The following is a 17,686-nucleotide window of genomic DNA, read 5'->3' on the forward strand; positions in this document are numbered from 1 at the left end:
ACATCGGGGTAAAAATGAGGGCGCGAACTATAGCATAGCCACCGGACGCGCAGCGGTAGGAACCTGGGGACATGTTCCCTATAATGCGCGGTTCTTTGAACCACGTGACGACCCTATTCCATGGCCAAGAAGCTTTACATCGAAACCCACGGTTGCCAGATGAACGAGTACGACAGCTCGCGCATGGTCGATCTGCTGGGCGAACACCAGGCCCTGGAAGTCACGGCGCGCGCCGAAGATGCCGACGTGATTCTGCTCAACACCTGCTCGATCCGCGAACGCGCCCAGGACCGGGTGTATTCCCAGCTCGGCCGCTGGCGTGAACTGAAACTGGCCAACCCGGACATGGTGATCGCCGTCGGCGGCTGCGTGGCCAGCCAGGAAGGCGCGGCGATCCGTGATCGCGCCCCGTACGTCGACGTGGTCTTCGGCCCGCAAACCCTGCACCGCCTGCCGGAAATGATCGACGCCGCACGCATCAGCAAACTGCCGCAGGTCGACGTGTCGTTCCCGGAAATCGAAAAATTCGACCACCTGCCCGAGCCGCGCATCGACGGCCCGAGCGCCTATGTGTCGGTGATGGAAGGCTGCAGCAAGTACTGCACGTTCTGCGTGGTGCCTTACACCCGCGGCGAGGAAGTCAGCCGACCGTTCGACGACGTGATCGCCGAAATCATTCACCTGGCCGAAAACGGCGTGCGTGAAGTGACCCTGCTGGGCCAGAACGTCAACGGCTATCGCGGGCTGACCCATGACGGTCGCCTGGCGGACCTCGCCGAACTGATCCGCGTGGTCGCGGCGGTCGACGGCATCGATCGCATCCGCTACACCACCTCGCACCCGCTGGAGTTCTCCGACAGCCTGATCCAGGCCCACGCCGAAGTCCCGGAACTGGTGAAGCACCTGCACCTGCCGGTGCAGTCGGGTTCGGACCGGATCCTGGCCGCGATGAAGCGCAACCACACGGCGCTGGAGTACAAATCCAAGCTGCGCAAACTGCGTGCGGCCGTACCGGGTATCTGCATCAGTTCGGACTTCATCGTCGGCTTCCCGGGGGAAACCGAGAAAGATTTCGAACAGACCATGAAGCTGATTGCCGACGTCGGTTTCGACTTTTCCTACTCGTTCGTCTACAGCCAACGCCCTGGTACTCCGGCCGCCGATCTGGCCGACGACACCCCGGAAGAACTGAAAAAAGAGCGCCTGAACGCCTTGCAGCATCGCTTGAACCAGCAAGGTTTCGAGATCAGCCGACAAATGGTCGGTTCGATCCAGCGGATTCTGGTGACCGATTATTCGAAGAAGGACCCGGGCGAGCTGCAAGGGCGCACCGAGAATAATCGTATCGTCAACTTCCGCTGCGATAATCCGACCCTGATCGGCCAGTTCGCCGACGTGCACATCGACGCGGCGCAACCGCACTCGCTGCGCGGCTCGCTGATCCAGTAACAAATATCAGAAACGCTGAGAATTCTGTGGGAGCTGCGGTGCGACGATTCGACTTGCCAGCGATGAGGCCATCAGCCCCGACCAATATGTCGCCTGTCGTACCGCTCTCGCTGGCAAGCCAGCTCCCACAGTGGCCTGCATTGTTCTTGAGAACAGGCTCATCAATTTAAGAGCTTTCGCACCCACGCCACTGGCGTTATCCTTGATTTCATCCTAATTGCCCCAGGGCGGCTAAATACGACCTTGAACGCACCCATCGAACCACATCGTTTTATCCTCGAGCCCTTTGAGGCTCGCCGCTTCGCCAATCTGTGCGGGCAGTTCGACGAGCACCTGCGCCTGATCGAACAGCGCCTGGCCATCGAGATCCGCAACCGCGGCAATCAATTCGAACTGATCGGCGAACCCAAGCTCACCACTTCCGCGGAAAACCTTATTCGCCGCCTGTACCGGGAAACCAAGGGTTCAGAGCTGTCGCCGGATACGGTGCACCTGTTCCTGCAGGAATCGGCCGTCGAGCAACTGGACAACCACGCCCCCGCCGAAGCCTCCGTCGCCCTGCGCACCAAGAAAGGCATGATTCGCCCACGCGGCTTGAATCAGCTGCGCTACGTGAAGGAAATCCTCGGCAACGACATCAACTTCGGCATCGGCCCGGCCGGTACCGGCAAGACCTATCTGGCTGTCGCCTGTGCGGTGGATGCGCTGGAGCGCGAGCAGATCCGTCGCATCCTGCTGGTGCGTCCGGCGGTCGAAGCCGGTGAAAAACTCGGCTTCCTGCCCGGCGACCTGTCGCAGAAGATCGACCCGTACCTGCGCCCGCTCTACGACGCACTCTACGAGATGCTCGGGTTTGAATACGTGGCCAAGCTGATCGAACGTCAAGTGATCGAAGTTGCACCGCTGGCCTACATGCGCGGTCGCACGTTGAACAACAGCTTCATCATTCTCGACGAAAGTCAGAACACCACCGTCGAACAGATGAAGATGTTCCTGACCCGGATCGGTTTCGGCTCCACGGCCGTGATCACCGGCGACATCACCCAGGTCGACCTGCCGCGCGGCACCAAGTCCGGACTTCATCACGTCATCGAAGTCCTGAAAGATGTGCCGGGCATCAGCTTCACCCACTTCCAGCCCAAAGACGTGGTGCGCCATCCATTGGTGCAACGCATCGTCGAAGCCTACGAGCGCTTCGAGACGCGTGTCGCTGATGAAGCGCCAAAGGACACCCGCCACGATGCTTGAGCTTGACCTGCAAATCGCGACCGAAGCGTCTGCGCCGACCGAAGCCGAGTTCCGCCAATGGTGCGAACTGGCCCTGCGCCAGCGCACCGCCGACTCGGAAATGACCATTCGTCTGGTCGACGAAGAAGAAGGCCGCGAACTGAATCACACCTGGCGCCACAAGGATTACGCGACCAACGTCCTGTCCTTTCCCGCCGAGGTGCCCGACGAGTTTCTCGACATTCCATTGCTGGGCGATCTGGTGATCTGCGTGGCCGTGGTTGAGCGTGAGGCCGCCGAACAGGGCAAGGAACTAAAGGCCCACTGGGCACATCTGGTCATTCACGGCTGCTTGCATCTGCTTGGTTACGACCATATAGATGACGAGGAAGCCGAGGAAATGGAAGCACTGGAACGCGAGTTGCTTGCCGAATTGGGTTATCCCGATCCATACGCGGACGACGAAACCGAAACATCCCCTATCGTTACAACAAAGGATTCAGAGTAATCGCTATGAGCGAAGATCGATCGAGCAACGGGCAGAAGTCATGGCTGGGTAAACTGACCCAGGCTTTTGCCCACGAGCCGAAGAACCGCCAGGAGCTGCTGGAGCTGCTGCGCGATGCACATCAGAACAAACTGCTGGACAGCGAAGCGCTGGCCATCGTCGAAGGCGCCATCCAGGTGGCTGACCTGCAGGTTCGCGACATCATGGTGCCGCGCTCGCAGATGATCAGCATCAAGGCGACCCAGACACCCCGCGAATTCCTCCCTGCCGTGGTCGACTCGGCCCACTCGCGCTACCCGGTCATCGGCGAAAGCCATGACGACGTGATGGGCGTGCTGCTGGCCAAGGATCTGCTGCCGTTGATCCTCAAGGAGAACGGCGACAGCTTCAACATCAAGGATCTGCTGCGCCCGGCCACGTTCGTGCCGGAGTCCAAGCGTCTGAACGTGTTGCTGCGTGAATTCCGCGCCAACCACAACCACATGGCCATCGTCATCGACGAATACGGCGGCGTGGCGGGTCTGGTGACCATCGAAGACGTGCTCGAGCAAATCGTCGGCGACATCGAAGACGAGCACGACGTCGAAGAAGACAGCTACATCAAGCCGCTGCCCAGCGGTGATTTCCTGATCAAGGCCCTGACGCCGATCGAGAACTTCAACGAGTTCTTCGACAGCGAATTCTCCGACGACGAGTTCGACACCGTCGGCGGGCTGGTGATGAGCGCGTTCGGGCACTTGCCAAAACGCAACGAAATCACTGAAATCGGCGCTTATCGTTTCCGCATCCTGAACGCCGACAGCCGTCGGATTCATTTGCTGCGACTGACCCCAATCGCCCGGTAAAAAATCTAAGGATTGAAATGCGCTGGACAACCCGCCCCGGCTGGCCCGGTAACCTGCTGGCCGTGGCGGCCGGTGCAATCACCACCTTCGCTCTCGCACCGTTCGATCTCTGGCCGCTGGCCCTGCTGGCGGTCGGCCTGTTCTACGCAGGCCTGCGCGAGCTGAGCCCGCGCCAGGCGCTAGGTCGCGGATGGTGCTTCGGCTTCGGCCTGTTCGGTGCCGGCACCAGCTGGATCTATTACAGCATCCACCACTTCGGCGGCGCTTCGGTGCTGCTGGCCGGTTTCCTGATGCTGATCTTCACCGCGGCCATTGCCTGGTTTTTCGCACTGCCCGCGTGGCTGTGGGCGCGCTGGTTGCGGCGTAACGAAGCGCCGGTGGCCGATGCCTTGGCCTTTGCTGCGCTGTGGGTTGGCCAGGAGGCGTTCCGTGGCTGGTTCCTCACCGGTTTCCCATGGCTGTATTCCGGTTACAGCCAGCTCGATGGCCCGCTGGCCGGGCTCGCGCCAGTAGGCGGCATGTGGCTGGTGTCGTTTGTCCTGGCGCTGACCGCTGCACTGATCTACAACGCACCGCGCCTGCTGCAAACCCGTCGCAAAATCTTCATCGTTGCCGGTCTGGTATTGCTGATCGGGCCATGGGCTGCGGGTATTGCGCTCAAGGGCCATGCCTGGACCAGCCCGGCCGGCGCGCCGCTGACCGTTGCTGCCATCCAGGGCAACGTCGCACAAAGCATGAAATGGGACCCGGCCGAGCTCAATGCGCAGCTGGCGCTGTACCGCGACCTGAGCTTCCGCTCCAAACCGGTTGATCTGCTGATCTGGCCGGAAACCGCTGTCCCGGTGCTCAAGGAGTCCGCCGAGGGCTACCTCGGCATGATGGGCAACTTCGCCGCCGAGCGTAAATCGGCGCTGATCACTGGCGTGCCGATCCGCGAAATGGTCCGTCACGAGAAGCGCTTCTTCAACGGCATCACTGTGGTCGGCGAAGGCGATGGCACTTACCTGAAGCAGAAACTGGTGCCATTCGGCGAATACGTACCGTTGCAGGACATCCTGCGCGGACTGATTGCGTTCTTCGACCTGCCGATGTCCGACTTCGCCCGCGGCCCAGCGGATCAGGCCCTGCTGCAGGCCAAGGGATATCAGATCGCGCCGTTCATCTGCTACGAAGTGGTCTACCCGGAATTCGCCGCAGGTCTGGCGGCACGCAGCGATCTGCTGCTGACGATCAGCAACGACACGTGGTTTGGTACGTCCATCGGCCCGTTGCAACACCTGCAAATGGCGCAGATGCGCGCGCTTGAAGCCGGACGCTGGATGATCCGCGCGACCAACAACGGCGTGACCGGGTTGATCAACCCGTTCGGGCAGATCACCGAACGCATTCCGCAGTTCGAACAAGGCGTGCTCTACGGCGAAGTGGTGCCGATGCACAACCTGACGCCGTATCTGCAATGGCGCTCGTGGCCGCTGATCATCCTGTGTGTGGTGCTGTTCGGCTGGGCGCTGATGACCAACCGGATGTCCAAGACTCTCTGAGATATCGCCCGCTCCCACAGATGATCACTGTGGGAGCGAGCTTGCTCGAAGGCGCCACCAACGACACCGCGTCAATCGGCGCTGTCACCCCCTCGGTAGAACAGCGAATAACCGATCTGCCCCACCGCCTCGTTCATCAACTGCCCGCTCTGCCAGATCGACTTGAACTCCGGCAGCCAGCCGCCAAACGGTCGCGCATTATCCGTACCGAGGAAACCGACCGGCGCCGGCACCACTTCAAATCCAGCCTGTTGATAACTCCACACCGCACGCGGCATGTGCCAGGCCTGGGTCACCAGCACGATGCGTTTGACGCCTTCCGGCAACAGCATTTTGGCGCTGAATTCGGCGTTCTCCCACGTGGTACGGCTCTCCCCTTCCTGCCAGCGCACCGCCACCCCGAAATCATCGCGCAGCGAATCCGCCATCAGTTTGGCTTCAGTCGGCGGCGTACCGTAATGCAGGCCACCGCTGGTCAGAATCGGCAACCCCGAAGCCTTGGCCAGTCGCGCCGCATAACGCTGGCGCTCCAGCCCTACACCGGTCGGTTGATCCTCGCCCCAGGCCACATCGCCGCGTTCACGGCCTGATCCCAGCACCACAATCGCATCGGCGCGCTGTGCAAGGCTTGTCCACGCTTCCCGGGCCAGCGGCGGCTCGCGCTCCAGGGCCTTGGCGCCCCATTGCACGACCACCGGCAGACTCATCAGCAAGAAACCGCCAAAACCCAGGGCAAAACACAGCCCGGCCAGTCGCGGCCGCGAACGTCGCAACCACCAGGCGACGAGTAGCAGCAACAAGAGAAGGCCAGGCGGCAATAGAAGCTGTTTAATCAAATAACGAAAAGGCATCGAGCATCTCCAGAGATGCCCGAAGCCTAAGTGGGTTGATACAGCGCGACAACCAGTAGGGTCGGATCCCGTTGAAAAAGATCCGCTTTTTGACCTGCCATGCGTTTACTTGGCCTGCAGAGTCCTAATCTTGACGGAGTCTCTGCCGGGCGCCTTGTCCTTGAGCCAGATGACTTTGGCCGAACGGGGTGCATCGAGTTGCTTCACTGCCTGTGACAGGTATCCGTGGGTTTCACGCTCACTGCGATCCAGATAGGCCTTGACCAATTCGAACTCGGCGGGGCTCAAGCCACGCAATTCCAGCTCCAGGGGGCGCTCGTCGCGCAGCCGGCCAGCGGTTTTTGCAGCGTCCAGGGCCATACCCAGACGATCGATCAACCGCTCGTACAACTCGGGTTTGGTAACGTTTTTTTGCTGTGACTCCACCATCCCTCACCTCATTGAAGATAAGACTCACTCCCCAGTTAGAGCTTAGCTTCGCTGCACAAACCGGCTGCACGCCGCGACCAACGGCCCTCGCCGCGATTTTGACCGGTCAAACGGCTGCAATCAGGGTTTCCCTAGGCCGAGCGCGGTCATGTATGCTACGGCGCTTCCTGTAACTCCACTTCCAGCTCGTCCGGCACGCCCCGAACGTCGCATTGAAGAGGATTAGGCCACCCCTATCCAGTACAAAAGTAGCCATGCACGAACAATATCAGCCCCGTGAAATCGAAGCCGCCGCCCAGTCGTTCTGGGACGAGCAAAAGTCCTTTGAAGTCAGTGAACAGCCAGGCAAGGAGACTTACTACTGCCTGTCGATGTTCCCTTACCCCAGCGGCAAGCTACACATGGGGCACGTGCGCAACTACACCATCGGCGACGTGATCTCCCGCTACCAGCGCATGCTTGGCAAGAACGTTCTGCAACCGATGGGTTGGGACGCCTTCGGCATGCCGGCGGAAAACGCCGCAATGAAGAACAACGTGGCCCCGGCCAAGTGGACCTACGAAAACATCGCCTACATGAAATCCCAGTTGCGCAGCCTGGGCCTGGCGGTGGACTGGTCCCGCGAAGTCACTACCTGCAAACCGGACTACTACCGCTGGGAACAATGGCTGTTCACTCGCCTGTTCGAAAAAGGCGTGATCTACCGCAAGAACGGCACCGTGAACTGGGACCCGATCGACCAGACCGTTCTGGCCAACGAACAGGTGATCGACGGTCGCGGCTGGCGTTCCGGCGCGCTGATCGAGAAGCGCGAAATCCCGATGTACTACTTCAAGATCACCGCCTACGCGGATGAGCTGCTGGAGAGCCTCGACGAACTGACTGGCTGGCCTGAGCAGGTCAAGACCATGCAGCGCAACTGGATCGGCAAGTCGCGCGGGATGGAAGTGCAGTTCCCGTACAACGTCGATTCGATCGGCGAAAGCGGCACCCTGAAAGTCTTCACCACCCGTCCGGACACCCTGATGGGCGCAACCTATGTTGCCGTGGCCGCCGAGCACCACCTGGCCGCCCTCGCCGCGAAGAACAACCCTGAGCTGCAAGCGTTCATCGCCGAATGCAAGGGCGGCAGCGTCGCCGAAGCCGACGTCGCCACTCAAGAGAAGAAAGGCCTGCCGACCGGCCTGTTCGTCGAGCACCCGCTGACCGGCGAAAAACTGCCGGTGTGGGTCGCCAACTACGTGCTGATGCACTACGGCGATGGCGCGGTCATGGCTGTGCCGGCGCACGACGAGCGCGATTTCGAATTCGCCCACAAGTACAACCTGCCGGTCAAATCCGTGGTTCGCACCAGCTCCGGTGACACCAACCCGGCGCCATGGCAAGACGCCTACGGCGAGCACGGCACGCTGATCAACTCCGGCGAGTTCGACGGCCTGGACTTCGCTGGCGCGTTCGACGCCATGGAAGTCGCCCTGATCAAGAAAAACCTCGGCGCCTCCCGCACCCAGTTCCGCCTGCGCGACTGGGGCATCAGCCGTCAGCGCTACTGGGGCTGCCCGATTCCGATCATCCACTGCGACGCTTGCGGTGACGTGCCGGTGCCGGAAGATCAACTGCCTGTCGTCCTGCCGGAAGACGTGGTGCCGGACGGCGCCGGTTCGCCGCTGGCGCGCATGCCCGAGTTCTACGAGTGCAGCTGCCCGAAATGCGGCCAGCCTGCCAAGCGTGAAACCGACACCATGGACACTTTCGTCGAGTCGTCGTGGTACTACGCCCGTTACGCCTCGCCGCACTTCGAAGGCGGTCTGGTGGAGAAATCCGCGGCCGACCACTGGTTGCCGGTGGATCAGTACATCGGCGGTATCGAACACGCCATTCTTCACCTGCTCTACGCGCGCTTCTTCCACAAGCTGATGCGCGACGAAGGCCTGGTAAGCTCCAACGAGCCGTTCAAGAACCTGCTGACCCAGGGCATGGTGGTCGCCGAGACTTACTATCGTCGCGAAGCCAACGGTGCCTACACCTGGTTCAACCCGGCGGACGTGGAACTCGAACGCGACAGCAAGGCCAAGGTCATCAGCGCCAAGCTGATCGCCGACGGCCTGCCGGTGGAAATCGGCGGCACCGAAAAGATGGCCAAGTCGAAGAACAACGGCGTCGACCCTCAGTCGATGATCGACCAGTTCGGCGCCGACACTTGCCGCCTGTTCATGATGTTCGCCTCGCCACCTGACATGAGCGCGGAATGGTCCGACTCCGGCGTGGAAGGTTCGCACCGCTTCCTCAAGCGCGTCTGGCGTCTGGCTCAGGCCCACATCACTCAGGGCCTGCCGGGCAAACTGGACATCGCCGGCCTGAATGACGAGCAGAAAGTCATTCGTCGCGCGATCCACCAGGCGATCAAGCAGGCCAGCCACGATGTCGGCCAGAACCACAAATTCAACACCGCCATCGCTCAGGTGATGACGCTGATGAACGTGCTGGAAAAAGCCGTGCAAGCGACCGAACAGGATCGCGCACTGGTTCAGGAAGGTCTGGAAACCGTCACACTGCTGCTGGCTCCGATCACACCGCACATCAGCCACGAGCTGTGGAGTCGCCTGGGTCACGCTGACCCGGTGATCGACGCCGGCTGGCCGGTGCTGGACGAAAGCGCGCTGGTGCAGGACAGCCTGACCCTGGTGATCCAGGTCAACGGCAAACTGCGTGGCCAGATCGAAATGCCGGCCGCCGCCACCCGTGAAGAAGTCGAAGCGGCAGCCCGCGCCAACGAAAACGTACTGCGTTTCGTTGACGGCCTGACGATTCGCAAAGTGATCGTAGTGCCCGGGAAACTGGTCAATATCGTCGCCAGCTAATTGGATCGGGCGTCAGGTCAGCCTGACGCCCAGTAAAACCTTTCGGGCCACAGAACCGGCCCACATGGTTTCAAGGGGAGCAACACAATGATCAAACGCAATCTGCTGGTGATGGGCCTCGCTGTCCTGTTGAGCGCCTGCGGTTTCCAGCTGCGTGGTACTGGCACCAACGAACTGTCGATCAAGGAGCTCGACCTGAGCGCCCGCAACGCCTACGGCGAAACAGTGACGCAACTGCGTCAGGTGCTGGAGGCCAGCGGCGTCAAGATCGTATCCGGTGCGCCGTACAAGTTGTACCTGGCGGATGAGCAGGAAACCCAGCGAATCCTCAGCTACGCTGGCGCCGGTCGTACTGGCGAATATCAGGTGAGCACAGTGCTGAACTACGATATCCGTGGTGAAAAAGACCTGCTGCTCAAAAGCGACAAGCTTGAAGTGCAGAAAGTGTTCATCCACGACGGCAACAACCTGGTGGGTTCCGACCAGGAAGCCAACGATGCCCGCCGTGAAACCCGCCGCGAGCTGGTACAACGCATGATGCTGCGTCTGCAACAACTGACGCCGGCACAGCTGGACGCTCTGCAGCAAACCGCCAACGCGCGGGCCAAGGCAGAAGCCGACGCCCTCGAAGCGGCACAGAAGGCTGAAGCGGAAACCCCGCGCCAGTCGCCGCTCGAACTGCCGCAGCAGTAAGACGTTCGGGGCGCTCAGGCGCCCCGTTCGCCCTCTCTTATGAAGCTCGCTCCCGCTCAACTCGGCAAACACCTGCAAGGCGCTCTCGCGCCGGTCTACATCATCAGCGGCGATGACCCGCTGCTGTGCCAGGAAGCAGCCGACGCCATTCGTTCCGCTGCCCGTCAGCAAGGGTTCGACGAACGCCAGGTCTTTGCCGCCGACGCCAATTTCGATTGGGGTACGCTGCTGCAGGCCGGCGCCAGCATGTCGCTGTTCGCCGAAAAGCGCCTGCTGGAACTTCGCCTGCCCTCGGGCAAACCCGGTGACAAGGGTGCTGCAGCATTTATCGAATACTGCTCGCGCCCGGCTGAAGACACGGTGCTGCTTATCAGTTTGCCCAAGCTGGACGGCAGCGCGCAGAAGACCAAGTGGGGCAAGGCGCTGGTCGAAGGTCAGCAGACCCAGTTCATCCAGATCTGGCCGGTGGACGCCAACCAGTTGCCGAGCTGGATTCGTCAGCGTCTGTCCCAGGCCGGCCTGTCGGCCAGCCAGGACGCGGTCGAACTGATTGCTGCGCGGGTCGAAGGCAACCTGCTGGCCGCTGCGCAAGAGATCGAAAAGCTCAAGTTGATGGCGGAAGGCGGGCAGATCACCGTCGAAACGGTACAGGCGGCCGTGGCCGACAGTGCGCGCTTCGACGTGTTCGGCCTGACCGACGCGGTGCTCAACGGCGAACCGGCCCACGCTCTGCGCATGCTCGAAGGGCTGCGCGGTGAAGGGGTCGAGCCACCGGTGATCCTCTGGGCCCTGGCCCGCGAGTTGCGCTTGCTGGCCAACATCTCGTTGCAATACAGCCAGGGAACGCCACTGGACAAGTGCTTCAGCCAGGCCAAGCCTCCGGTCTGGGACAAGCGCAAACCGCTGATGAGCAAGGCCCTGCAACGCCACTCGGCGCAACGCTGGGCGCAGTTGCTGCTCGAAGCCCAGCGCATCGACGCGCAGATCAAGGGCCAGGCGGCCGGTTCGCCGTGGATGAGTCTGAGCCGGTTGGCGCTGCTGATGGCCGGTCAGCGTCTGACATTGCCTGCCGAATGAAATCCGGGATCACGCTCTGCGATCCCGTTTTTTTACCGAGTCCATTTCCTACAGAACATCCCGCCCTCGGTCCTATAGACAGACGCCCGAGATCGGCAGATTATCTGCCGCGCAAAACCCCACCGATCGAGAGAATCCTCATGAGCAAAAAGCCATCGAAACATGGCCACAACAAGGCCAAATCCATCGTCGCCCAACCCCTGTTCCGCAGCCGCCAGGAACGACCAACCAAGGGTAAAGGCAGCTACCGCCGCGAAGCCTTCCAGTCTGACAGCTGGGAGGCTTCTTACTTTCTGGCCGCTTGAAGCACTGCACCCCCTCCTCATGTTAAGGTCTGCACCTGATTCGTATCCTCTGGACCTGTGCATGCCCCTCAGTCTTTCCCGTCGTTGGCCCTTGCGCCAACTGATCGCTGCCTCCAGCTTCGTACTGCTCGTCGCCTGCGCGGAAAAACCCACCGCTGCCGACGCTCAACCGCTTCAGACCGCTCCCGTTGCCACAGCCCCAGCGGTCATCCCGCCGGTAGTGCCGTCCGGTGACGACCTCGACCTGCAACCAACCCAGACCTTTGCCGAATGGCAGGCCGGTTTCCGCAAGGACGCTCTGGCCGCCGGCATCCGTGCCGACCTGTTCGACCGCGCGTTCGCCAATGTCAGCTTCGATGCCAGCGTGATTCGCGCAGACCGCAGCCAGCCGGAATTTGCCCGGCCAGTCTGGGAATATCTGGACGGTGCCCTTTCGCCCTTGCGCGTGCGCAAAGGCCAGGCCCTGATCAGCCAGTACGCCGACATCCTGCAAAGCATCGAACAGCGTTATGGCGTCGATCGTCAGGCGCTGGTGTCTGTGTGGGGAATGGAAAGCAACTTCGGCCAGTTCCAGGGCAGCAAGTCGGTGATCAACTCACTGGCAACCCTGGCCTATGAAGGCCGCCGTCCGGGCTTTGCCCATGCGCAACTGATCGCGGCACTGCAGATCCTGCAACAGGGCGACATCACGCCGGAGAAAATGCTCGGTTCCTGGGCCGGCGCCATGGGCCAGACCCAATTCATCCCGACCACCTACAACACCCACGCCGTGGATTTCGACGGTGATGGTCGCCGCGACATCTGGGGCAGCCCGGCTGACGCATTGGCCTCCACCGCGCATTACCTGCAAAGCTCCGGCTGGCAGCGTGGCCAGCCGTGGGGCTTCGAAGTGCAACTGCCGAGCGGCTTCAACTACACCCTGGCCGACGGCGCAATTCGCAAGAGCGTCGCCGAATGGCGGCAACTGGGCGTGATCCTGCCGAACGGCGGCCAGGTGCCAGCCGGTTCCGAGCAACTGTCCGCCGCGCTGCTGCTGCCGGCCGGCTACCGTGGCCCGGCGTTCCTGATCCTCGATAACTTCCGGGCGATCCTCAAGTACAACAACTCGTCGTCCTATGCCTTGGCCGTCAGCCTGTTGTCCGAGCGTTTCAACGGTGCTGGCCTGATCAATGGCACCTGGCCAAAAGATGACCTGCCGTTGAGCCGCACCGAGCGGATCGAACTGCAAAACCTGCTGACCGCGCGCAACTACGACGCAGGCGCAGCGGACGGGATCATCGGCGCCAATACGCGCAAGGCGATCCGCAGTGCGCAGCAGTCATTCGGCTGGCCGGCGGATGGCTACCCGACGCACAAACTGCTGGAAAGTCTGCGTAACCAGTAAAAGCATCGCGGGCAAGCCCGCTCCCACAGGTTTAGAGGTGATCGCAGTTCTGCGTACAACCTGAAAACTGTGGGAGCGGGCTTGCCCGCGATGACTGACTATCAGGCGATTAGTTTCTACGCCTTGATCACCACATCCTGCTCCAGCATCAATTCTTTCTTGCCGGCATCCAGTCGAACCAGCGCCCCCAGCGGCAACGTCAGGTTCGGATCGCAGTGCCCACTGCGCCAGCCGGACAACACCGGAATCCGCAGCGGTTCAAAGGTCTGCTTGAGCAAGCGGTTCAAGGCCTCGACATCCACACCCGCCACGTCCCCGACCAACACGCCACGCAATCTGGCCAACTTGCCCGCCAGACGCATCTGGGTCAGCAAGCGGTCGATGCGATAAAGCGGCTCGTTGATGTCTTCGATAAGCAGAATCACCCCTTCCACGTCGATTTCGTAAGGTGTGCCCAGGGTCGCGGCGATCATCGCCAGATTGCCACCCAGCAAACGCCCGTGGGCAATACCGGGCTCCACGGTGGTCAATGGATAGGCCGCCGGATGACTCAGCACACTGCCGGCCTTCAACTGACCGCGCAGCATGGCGAAGAACGACGTCACCGTCGGCGGCTCCTTGTCCCCCAGCAGATCGGCATTCAACAACGGCCCGTGAAAGGTCACGAACCCGGCGTAGCGGCTGATGGCCAGGTGCAGCGCGGTGATGTCGCTGTAACCGACGAAAGGCTTGGCATGGCGGCTCAGCAGGTCGTAGTCGATCCGGTCCAGCAACCTTGGCGTGCCGTAACCACCGCGCAGGCAAATGATCGCATCGACTTCCTCGTCAGCGAACGCCGCGTGCAGATCGTTGAGCCGCACCTCGTCGCTGCCGGCCAGATAGCCATCCTTTTCGTAGACGCCGGGAAACACCCGCAGACCATAACCCCGGGCGCGCATCCACTGAACGGCCTTTTCAGTATCCAGCGTGCCGGAGCCGGCAGGCGCAATGACGCCTATCAGCCCTTCCGACGGCAGCGCAGGCACAGGCTTGTACGGAAAAAGGGTGTGGGTCGGTCGAACGGTCATCCATGGATCTCCCTGTGTGAAGTCATGCTCACACAGTAGTCAGGAACGGCGACAAACAGAAGAGGCTCGGCTGCGCCGCAGATTGCAGGAAAAGTCAGTAACGAGTGTAGGTCGGGCAAAAAAATGCCCGCCGGGCGATAAACCCCGGCGGGCATTTTTTCATTCAGCGCTGAATCAGGAACCGAGCAGCTCGGCCTTGACCAGTTTCGCCTGCTCGTCGGCGTGGTACGAAGAACGTACCAACGGGCCGGACGCGACATTCTTGAAGCCCATCTTGTAACCTTCCTCGGCGAACCAGGCGAAGGTGTCCGGGTGTACGAAACGCTGCACCGGCAAGTGGCTGCGGGACGGTTGCAGGTACTGGCCCAGGGTCAGCATGTCGATGTCGTGTTCGCGCATGCGCTTCATGACTTCGATGACTTCGTCGTCGGTCTCGCCCAGACCCAGCATCAGGCCGGATTTGGTCGGAATGTGCGGCATCATCTGCTTGAAGCGTTGCAGCAGGGTCAGCGACCACTGGTAGTCCGAACCCGGACGCGCAGCCTTGTACAGGCGCGGTACGGTTTCCAGGTTGTGGTTGAACACATCCGGCGGCTCGGCCGCGGTGATTTCCAGGGCGATGTCCATGCGGCCACGGTAGTCCGGGACCAGGGTCTCGAGCTGCACGTTCGGCGACAGTTTGCGGATTTCACGGATGCAGTCGGCAAAGTGCTGGGCACCGCCGTCACGCAGGTCGTCGCGGTCAACCGAGGTGATCACTACATACTTGAGCTTCAGGTCGGCGATGGCGATGGCCAGGCTCTCCGGCTCGTTGACGTCCAGTGGCTTCGGACGACCGTGGCCAACGTCGCAGAACGGGCAGCGACGGGTGCAGATGTCACCCATGATCATGAAGGTCGCGGTGCCGCCGGAGAAGCACTCGCCCAGGTTCGGGCAGGACGCCTCCTCGCAGACGCTGTGCAGCTTGTGCTTGCGCAGCAGGCTCTTGATGCGGTCGACTTCCGGCGAAACCGGGATGCGCACGCGGATCCAGTCGGGTTTCTTCGGCAGTTCGGTGGTCGGAATGATCTTCACCGGGATGCGTGCAACCTTCTCGGCGCCGCGCAGCTTGACGCCGGCTTCAACCTTGGGACGCGGGGCCGGGCGCTCGGTCACGTCGAGCGTCGGGATCATGGTTTGCACTGCATCAGTAGTCATATCAGTCGATTCCGCCCGTCAGGGTCGTCTGCTCAGCATAGTCGAGGTGTTTGACGAGCTGCGCGCGCAGCCGGGCACTTACCTCGGCAAATTCAATCGATCCTGCGTGCTCGCTCAGCTGGGTCATCGCCAGCCCGGCATAGCCGCAGGGATTAATCCGTCGAAACGGCTCCAGGTTCATGTCCACGTTCAGGGCCAGGCCATGAAAGGAACAACCGTGGCGAATCCGCAAACCCAGAGAAGCGATCTTCGCTCCGTCGACGTAGACGCCGGGAGCATCCGGCTTGGCCACGGCGGTCACGCCGTAGCTGGCCAGCAGTTCGATCAGGCAGCGCTCCATGCGGCTGACCAGATCGCGCACACCGAAACCGAGTCTGCGCACGTCCAGCAGCAGGTAGGCCACCAGTTGGCCGGGGCCATGGTAGGTCACCTGACCGCCGCGGTCGACCTGCACCACCGGGATATCCCCCGGCAGCAACAGGTGCTCGGCCTTGCCGGCCTGGCCCTGGGTGAACACCGGCGGGTGTTCAACCAGCCAGATTTCATCCGGGGCCGTGGTGCCACGCTCGTTGGTGAAACGTTGCATGGCCTGCCAGACCGGCTCGTAAGCCATCTGGCCAAGCTCGCGAAAGCCCAGCGTGTCCGGCATCACAGCACCATGTGCACGAAACCGGTAGCCCGCAGTTCGCTGTTGATGTTGTACAGCTGATCCTGGTCGGTCGCGACGATGTGCAACTGAATGGTGGTGTACTTGCCGTTGCTGCTTTGACGCTCGTCGACACGCTCATCGTTGATCTTGGCGTGTTTCTTGACGATGTCGATGATCTTGTCTTTGTTGCCGACGCCCGTATCGCTGATTACCTTAACCGGATAATCAACCTGGGGAAATTCGATCTTTGGCGCCTTTACTTCGGTATCGGTCATGGCGTAACGGCCTCGTAAGCGTAAGCCCGGTAACGAACAAGGCCCCGCTCCGGATCGGAACGGGGCCATGCAGGTCAACTCAAATCAGTTGAACAAGCCGTAGAAGAATAGACGGATGCTATCCCACATGCGGCGGAAGATACCACCCTCCTCGACAGCGTCCAGGGCGATCAGGTCGGCGCTGTGCACCACCTTGTCGTCCAGTTTCACTTCGACTTTACCGATCACGTCGCCCTTGGCGATTGGCGCGGTCAGTTGCGGGTTCATGGTCATGCTGGCAGCGAGCTTCTTCAGCTGGCCTTTCGGCAGGGTCATGGTCAGGTCTTCAGCCAGGCCGGCCTTGACTTGATTGGTGGTGCCTTTCCACACCGGGGCCTGAGCCAGTTCGGTGCCCTTCTGGTAGAAGGTCTGGGTTTCGAAGAAGCGGAAACCGTAGGTCAGCAGCTTCTGGGTCTCGGCGGCGCGGGCCACTTCGCTGTTGGTGCCGAACACCACGGCGATCAGGCGCATGCCGTCACGTACGGCCGAGGACACCATGCAGTAGCCGGCTTCGTCGGTGTGACCGGTTTTCAGACCGTCGACGGTCTTGTCGCGCCACAGCAGCAGGTTGCGGTTGGGTTGCTTGATGCCGTTCCAGAAGAACTCTTTCTGCGAGTAGATCGCGTAGTGAGCCGGATCTTCGTGGATGATCGCACGCGCCAGGATCGCCATGTCGTGAGCCGACGAGTAGTGCTCAGGGTTCGGCAGACCGGTCGGGTTCATGAAGTGGGTGTTGGTCATGCCCAGATCGGCGACGGTCTTGTTCATCAGGTCGGCGAAGGCGTCTTCGCTGCCGGCGATGTGTTCAGCCACCGCGACGCTGGCGTCGTTGCCGGACTGGATGATGATGCCGTGCAGCAGGTCGCTGACAGTGACCTGCGAGCCAACCTTGATGAACATCCGCGAACCGCCGGTGCGCCAGGCGTTTTCGCTGACGGTCACCGGGTCATTTTCACCGATCTGGCCGCGACGGATTTCCAGCGTGGCGATGTACGCGGTCATCAGTTTGGTCAGGCTGGCCGGCGGCAGACGCTGGTCACCGTTATTCTCCACCAGCACGTTGCCGCTGTTGGCATCCATGAGCACGTAGGATTTGGCGGCCAGTTGTGGTGGCGACGGCATCATCTCGGCCGCGAAGGCGGCTGGCGAGAGGAGCAGCGGGACTAGCAGACACAGGCGTTTGGCAAAGGTGGTGATGTTCATCCGTCTCTCGAAATCGCTAATGGAAACTGTCCTTGCGGACAAAATTAATCAGATGGCTTTCTAACGGGCCATCGCGTGTTCAGTTG

The 17,686-nt window shown here is 61.3% G+C and carries 17 protein-coding genes; 10 read left to right on the forward strand and 7 right to left on the reverse strand.

The genetic code is table 11. The features are described 5' to 3' along the window. Positions 1–120: 120 nt before the first annotated feature. From miaB to lnt, 5 genes are all read left to right on the forward strand, one after another. On the forward strand, positions 121–1,449 hold the full coding sequence (miaB, locus tag IHQ43_RS25480; RefSeq protein WP_064382169.1) for a tRNA (N6-isopentenyl adenosine(37)-C2)-methylthiotransferase MiaB: 1,329 nt from the start codon (positions 121–123) through the stop codon (positions 1,447–1,449). A gap of 243 nt (positions 1,450–1,692) precedes the next feature. Beyond that, entirely contained in the window at positions 1,693–2,697 is a 1,005-nt protein-coding gene (locus IHQ43_RS25485) for a PhoH family protein (protein WP_007958684.1), read from the forward strand. Beyond that, positions 2,690–3,184: an rRNA maturation RNase YbeY gene (ybeY, locus tag IHQ43_RS25490; RefSeq protein ID WP_085712270.1), complete on the forward strand. Its 495-nt coding sequence runs from the start codon at positions 2,690–2,692 to the stop codon at positions 3,182–3,184. The genes IHQ43_RS25485 and ybeY overlap by 8 nt, the downstream gene beginning before the upstream one ends. 5 nt (positions 3,185–3,189) lie before the next feature. Beyond that, a complete protein-coding gene (locus IHQ43_RS25495; protein WP_007909641.1) occupies positions 3,190–4,029 on the forward strand; it encodes an HlyC/CorC family transporter in 840 nt (279 codons plus the stop codon). A 17-nt stretch (positions 4,030–4,046) separates the two neighbouring features. Beyond that, positions 4,047–5,570, forward strand: coding sequence for an apolipoprotein N-acyltransferase (gene lnt, locus IHQ43_RS25500; RefSeq protein WP_192562510.1), 1,524 nt, complete (start codon positions 4,047–4,049; stop codon positions 5,568–5,570). A 71-nt stretch (positions 5,571–5,641) separates the two neighbouring features. On the opposite strand, the gene IHQ43_RS25505 is transcribed toward lnt, so the two are convergent. Both IHQ43_RS25505 and IHQ43_RS25510 read right to left on the reverse strand, forming a co-directional pair. Then, on the reverse strand, positions 5,642–6,421 hold the full coding sequence (locus IHQ43_RS25505) for a YdcF family protein (protein ID WP_192562511.1): 780 nt from the start codon (positions 6,419–6,421) through the stop codon (positions 5,642–5,644). Positions 6,422–6,526: 105 nt separating this feature from the next. Further along, positions 6,527–6,850 carry a hypothetical protein gene (locus IHQ43_RS25510; protein WP_192562512.1) on the reverse strand — a complete coding sequence of 108 codons (324 nt, stop codon included), beginning with the start codon at positions 6,848–6,850 and terminating at the stop codon, positions 6,527–6,529. 254 nt (positions 6,851–7,104) lie between these two features. On the opposite strand from IHQ43_RS25510, the gene leuS reads away from it, so the two are divergent. The 5 genes from leuS (at position 7,105) to IHQ43_RS25535 (ending at position 13,170) form a co-directional block, all read left to right on the forward strand. Further along, positions 7,105–9,711: a leucine--tRNA ligase gene (leuS, locus tag IHQ43_RS25515; RefSeq protein WP_192562513.1), complete on the forward strand. Its 2,607-nt coding sequence runs from the start codon at positions 7,105–7,107 to the stop codon at positions 9,709–9,711. 87 nt (positions 9,712–9,798) lie between these two features. Further along, entirely contained in the window at positions 9,799–10,404 is a 606-nt protein-coding gene (locus IHQ43_RS25520; RefSeq protein ID WP_192562514.1) for an LPS-assembly lipoprotein LptE, read from the forward strand. Between the two features lie 39 nt (positions 10,405–10,443). Beyond that, positions 10,444–11,481, forward strand: coding sequence for a DNA polymerase III subunit delta (holA, locus tag IHQ43_RS25525; RefSeq protein ID WP_192562515.1), 1,038 nt, complete (start codon positions 10,444–10,446; stop codon positions 11,479–11,481). A 140-nt stretch (positions 11,482–11,621) separates the two neighbouring features. After that, positions 11,622–11,786, forward strand: a complete 165-nt coding sequence (arfA, locus tag IHQ43_RS25530) for an alternative ribosome rescue factor ArfA (protein ID WP_007958672.1) — start codon at positions 11,622–11,624, stop codon at positions 11,784–11,786. Between the two features lie 61 nt (positions 11,787–11,847). Next, the gene (locus IHQ43_RS25535; protein ID WP_192562516.1) at positions 11,848–13,170 is read left to right on the forward strand and encodes a lytic murein transglycosylase; all 1,323 of its coding nucleotides are present in this window, start codon (positions 11,848–11,850) and stop codon (positions 13,168–13,170) included. Positions 13,171–13,286: 116 nt separating this feature from the next. Here IHQ43_RS25535 and IHQ43_RS25540 read toward each other — a convergent pair whose 3' ends face one another. From IHQ43_RS25540 to IHQ43_RS25560, 5 genes are all read right to left on the reverse strand, one after another. Next, positions 13,287–14,237 (reverse strand): S66 peptidase family protein, encoded by a 951-nt coding sequence (locus IHQ43_RS25540; protein ID WP_192562517.1) that lies wholly within the window; start codon positions 14,235–14,237, stop codon positions 13,287–13,289. A 174-nt stretch (positions 14,238–14,411) separates the two neighbouring features. Beyond that, entirely contained in the window at positions 14,412–15,410 is a 999-nt protein-coding gene (lipA, locus tag IHQ43_RS25545) for a lipoyl synthase (RefSeq protein WP_162130488.1), read from the reverse strand. A gap of 25 nt (positions 15,411–15,435) precedes the next feature. Then, positions 15,436–16,083 carry a lipoyl(octanoyl) transferase LipB gene (gene lipB / locus IHQ43_RS25550; protein ID WP_192562518.1) on the reverse strand — a complete coding sequence of 216 codons (648 nt, stop codon included), beginning with the start codon at positions 16,081–16,083 and terminating at the stop codon, positions 15,436–15,438. Then, positions 16,083–16,358 carry a DUF493 domain-containing protein gene (locus tag IHQ43_RS25555; RefSeq protein WP_007958664.1) on the reverse strand — a complete coding sequence of 92 codons (276 nt, stop codon included), beginning with the start codon at positions 16,356–16,358 and terminating at the stop codon, positions 16,083–16,085. The genes lipB and IHQ43_RS25555 overlap by 1 nt, the downstream gene beginning before the upstream one ends. A gap of 84 nt (positions 16,359–16,442) precedes the next feature. After that, complete coding sequence (locus tag IHQ43_RS25560) at positions 16,443–17,600, reverse strand: D-alanyl-D-alanine carboxypeptidase family protein (protein WP_192562519.1); 1,158 nt, start codon at positions 17,598–17,600, stop codon at positions 16,443–16,445. Positions 17,601–17,686 lie beyond the last annotated feature (86 nt).

It is taken from the genome of Pseudomonas gozinkensis, from assembly GCF_014863585.1.
GTDB lineage: Bacteria > Pseudomonadota > Gammaproteobacteria > Pseudomonadales > Pseudomonadaceae > Aquipseudomonas > Aquipseudomonas gozinkensis.

Coding starts and splice junctions, on each gene's coding strand:
- arfA (WP_007958672.1), top strand. CDS start 11,622: ATGAGCAAAAAGCCATCGAAACATGGCCACAACAAGGCCAAATCCATC.
- leuS (WP_192562513.1), top strand. CDS start 7,105: ATGCACGAACAATATCAGCCCCGTGAAATCGAAGCCGCCGCCCAGTCG.
- miaB (WP_064382169.1), top strand. CDS start 121: ATGGCCAAGAAGCTTTACATCGAAACCCACGGTTGCCAGATGAACGAG.
- IHQ43_RS25540 (WP_192562517.1), bottom strand. CDS start 14,237: ATGACCGTTCGACCGACCCACACCCTTTTTCCGTACAAGCCTGTGCCT.
- IHQ43_RS25510 (WP_192562512.1), bottom strand. CDS start 6,850: ATGGTGGAGTCACAGCAAAAAAACGTTACCAAACCCGAGTTGTACGAG.
- IHQ43_RS25495 (WP_007909641.1), top strand. CDS start 3,190: ATGAGCGAAGATCGATCGAGCAACGGGCAGAAGTCATGGCTGGGTAAA.
- ybeY (WP_085712270.1), top strand. CDS start 2,690: ATGCTTGAGCTTGACCTGCAAATCGCGACCGAAGCGTCTGCGCCGACC.
- IHQ43_RS25555 (WP_007958664.1), bottom strand. CDS start 16,358: ATGACCGATACCGAAGTAAAGGCGCCAAAGATCGAATTTCCCCAGGTT.
- IHQ43_RS25560 (WP_192562519.1), bottom strand. CDS start 17,600: ATGAACATCACCACCTTTGCCAAACGCCTGTGTCTGCTAGTCCCGCTG.
- IHQ43_RS25505 (WP_192562511.1), bottom strand. CDS start 6,421: ATGCCTTTTCGTTATTTGATTAAACAGCTTCTATTGCCGCCTGGCCTT.
- holA (WP_192562515.1), top strand. CDS start 10,444: ATGAAGCTCGCTCCCGCTCAACTCGGCAAACACCTGCAAGGCGCTCTC.
- lipA (WP_162130488.1), bottom strand. CDS start 15,410: ATGATCCCGACGCTCGACGTGACCGAGCGCCCGGCCCCGCGTCCCAAG.
- lipB (WP_192562518.1), bottom strand. CDS start 16,083: ATGCCGGACACGCTGGGCTTTCGCGAGCTTGGCCAGATGGCTTACGAG.
- IHQ43_RS25535 (WP_192562516.1), top strand. CDS start 11,848: ATGCCCCTCAGTCTTTCCCGTCGTTGGCCCTTGCGCCAACTGATCGCT.
- lnt (WP_192562510.1), top strand. CDS start 4,047: ATGCGCTGGACAACCCGCCCCGGCTGGCCCGGTAACCTGCTGGCCGTG.
- IHQ43_RS25520 (WP_192562514.1), top strand. CDS start 9,799: ATGATCAAACGCAATCTGCTGGTGATGGGCCTCGCTGTCCTGTTGAGC.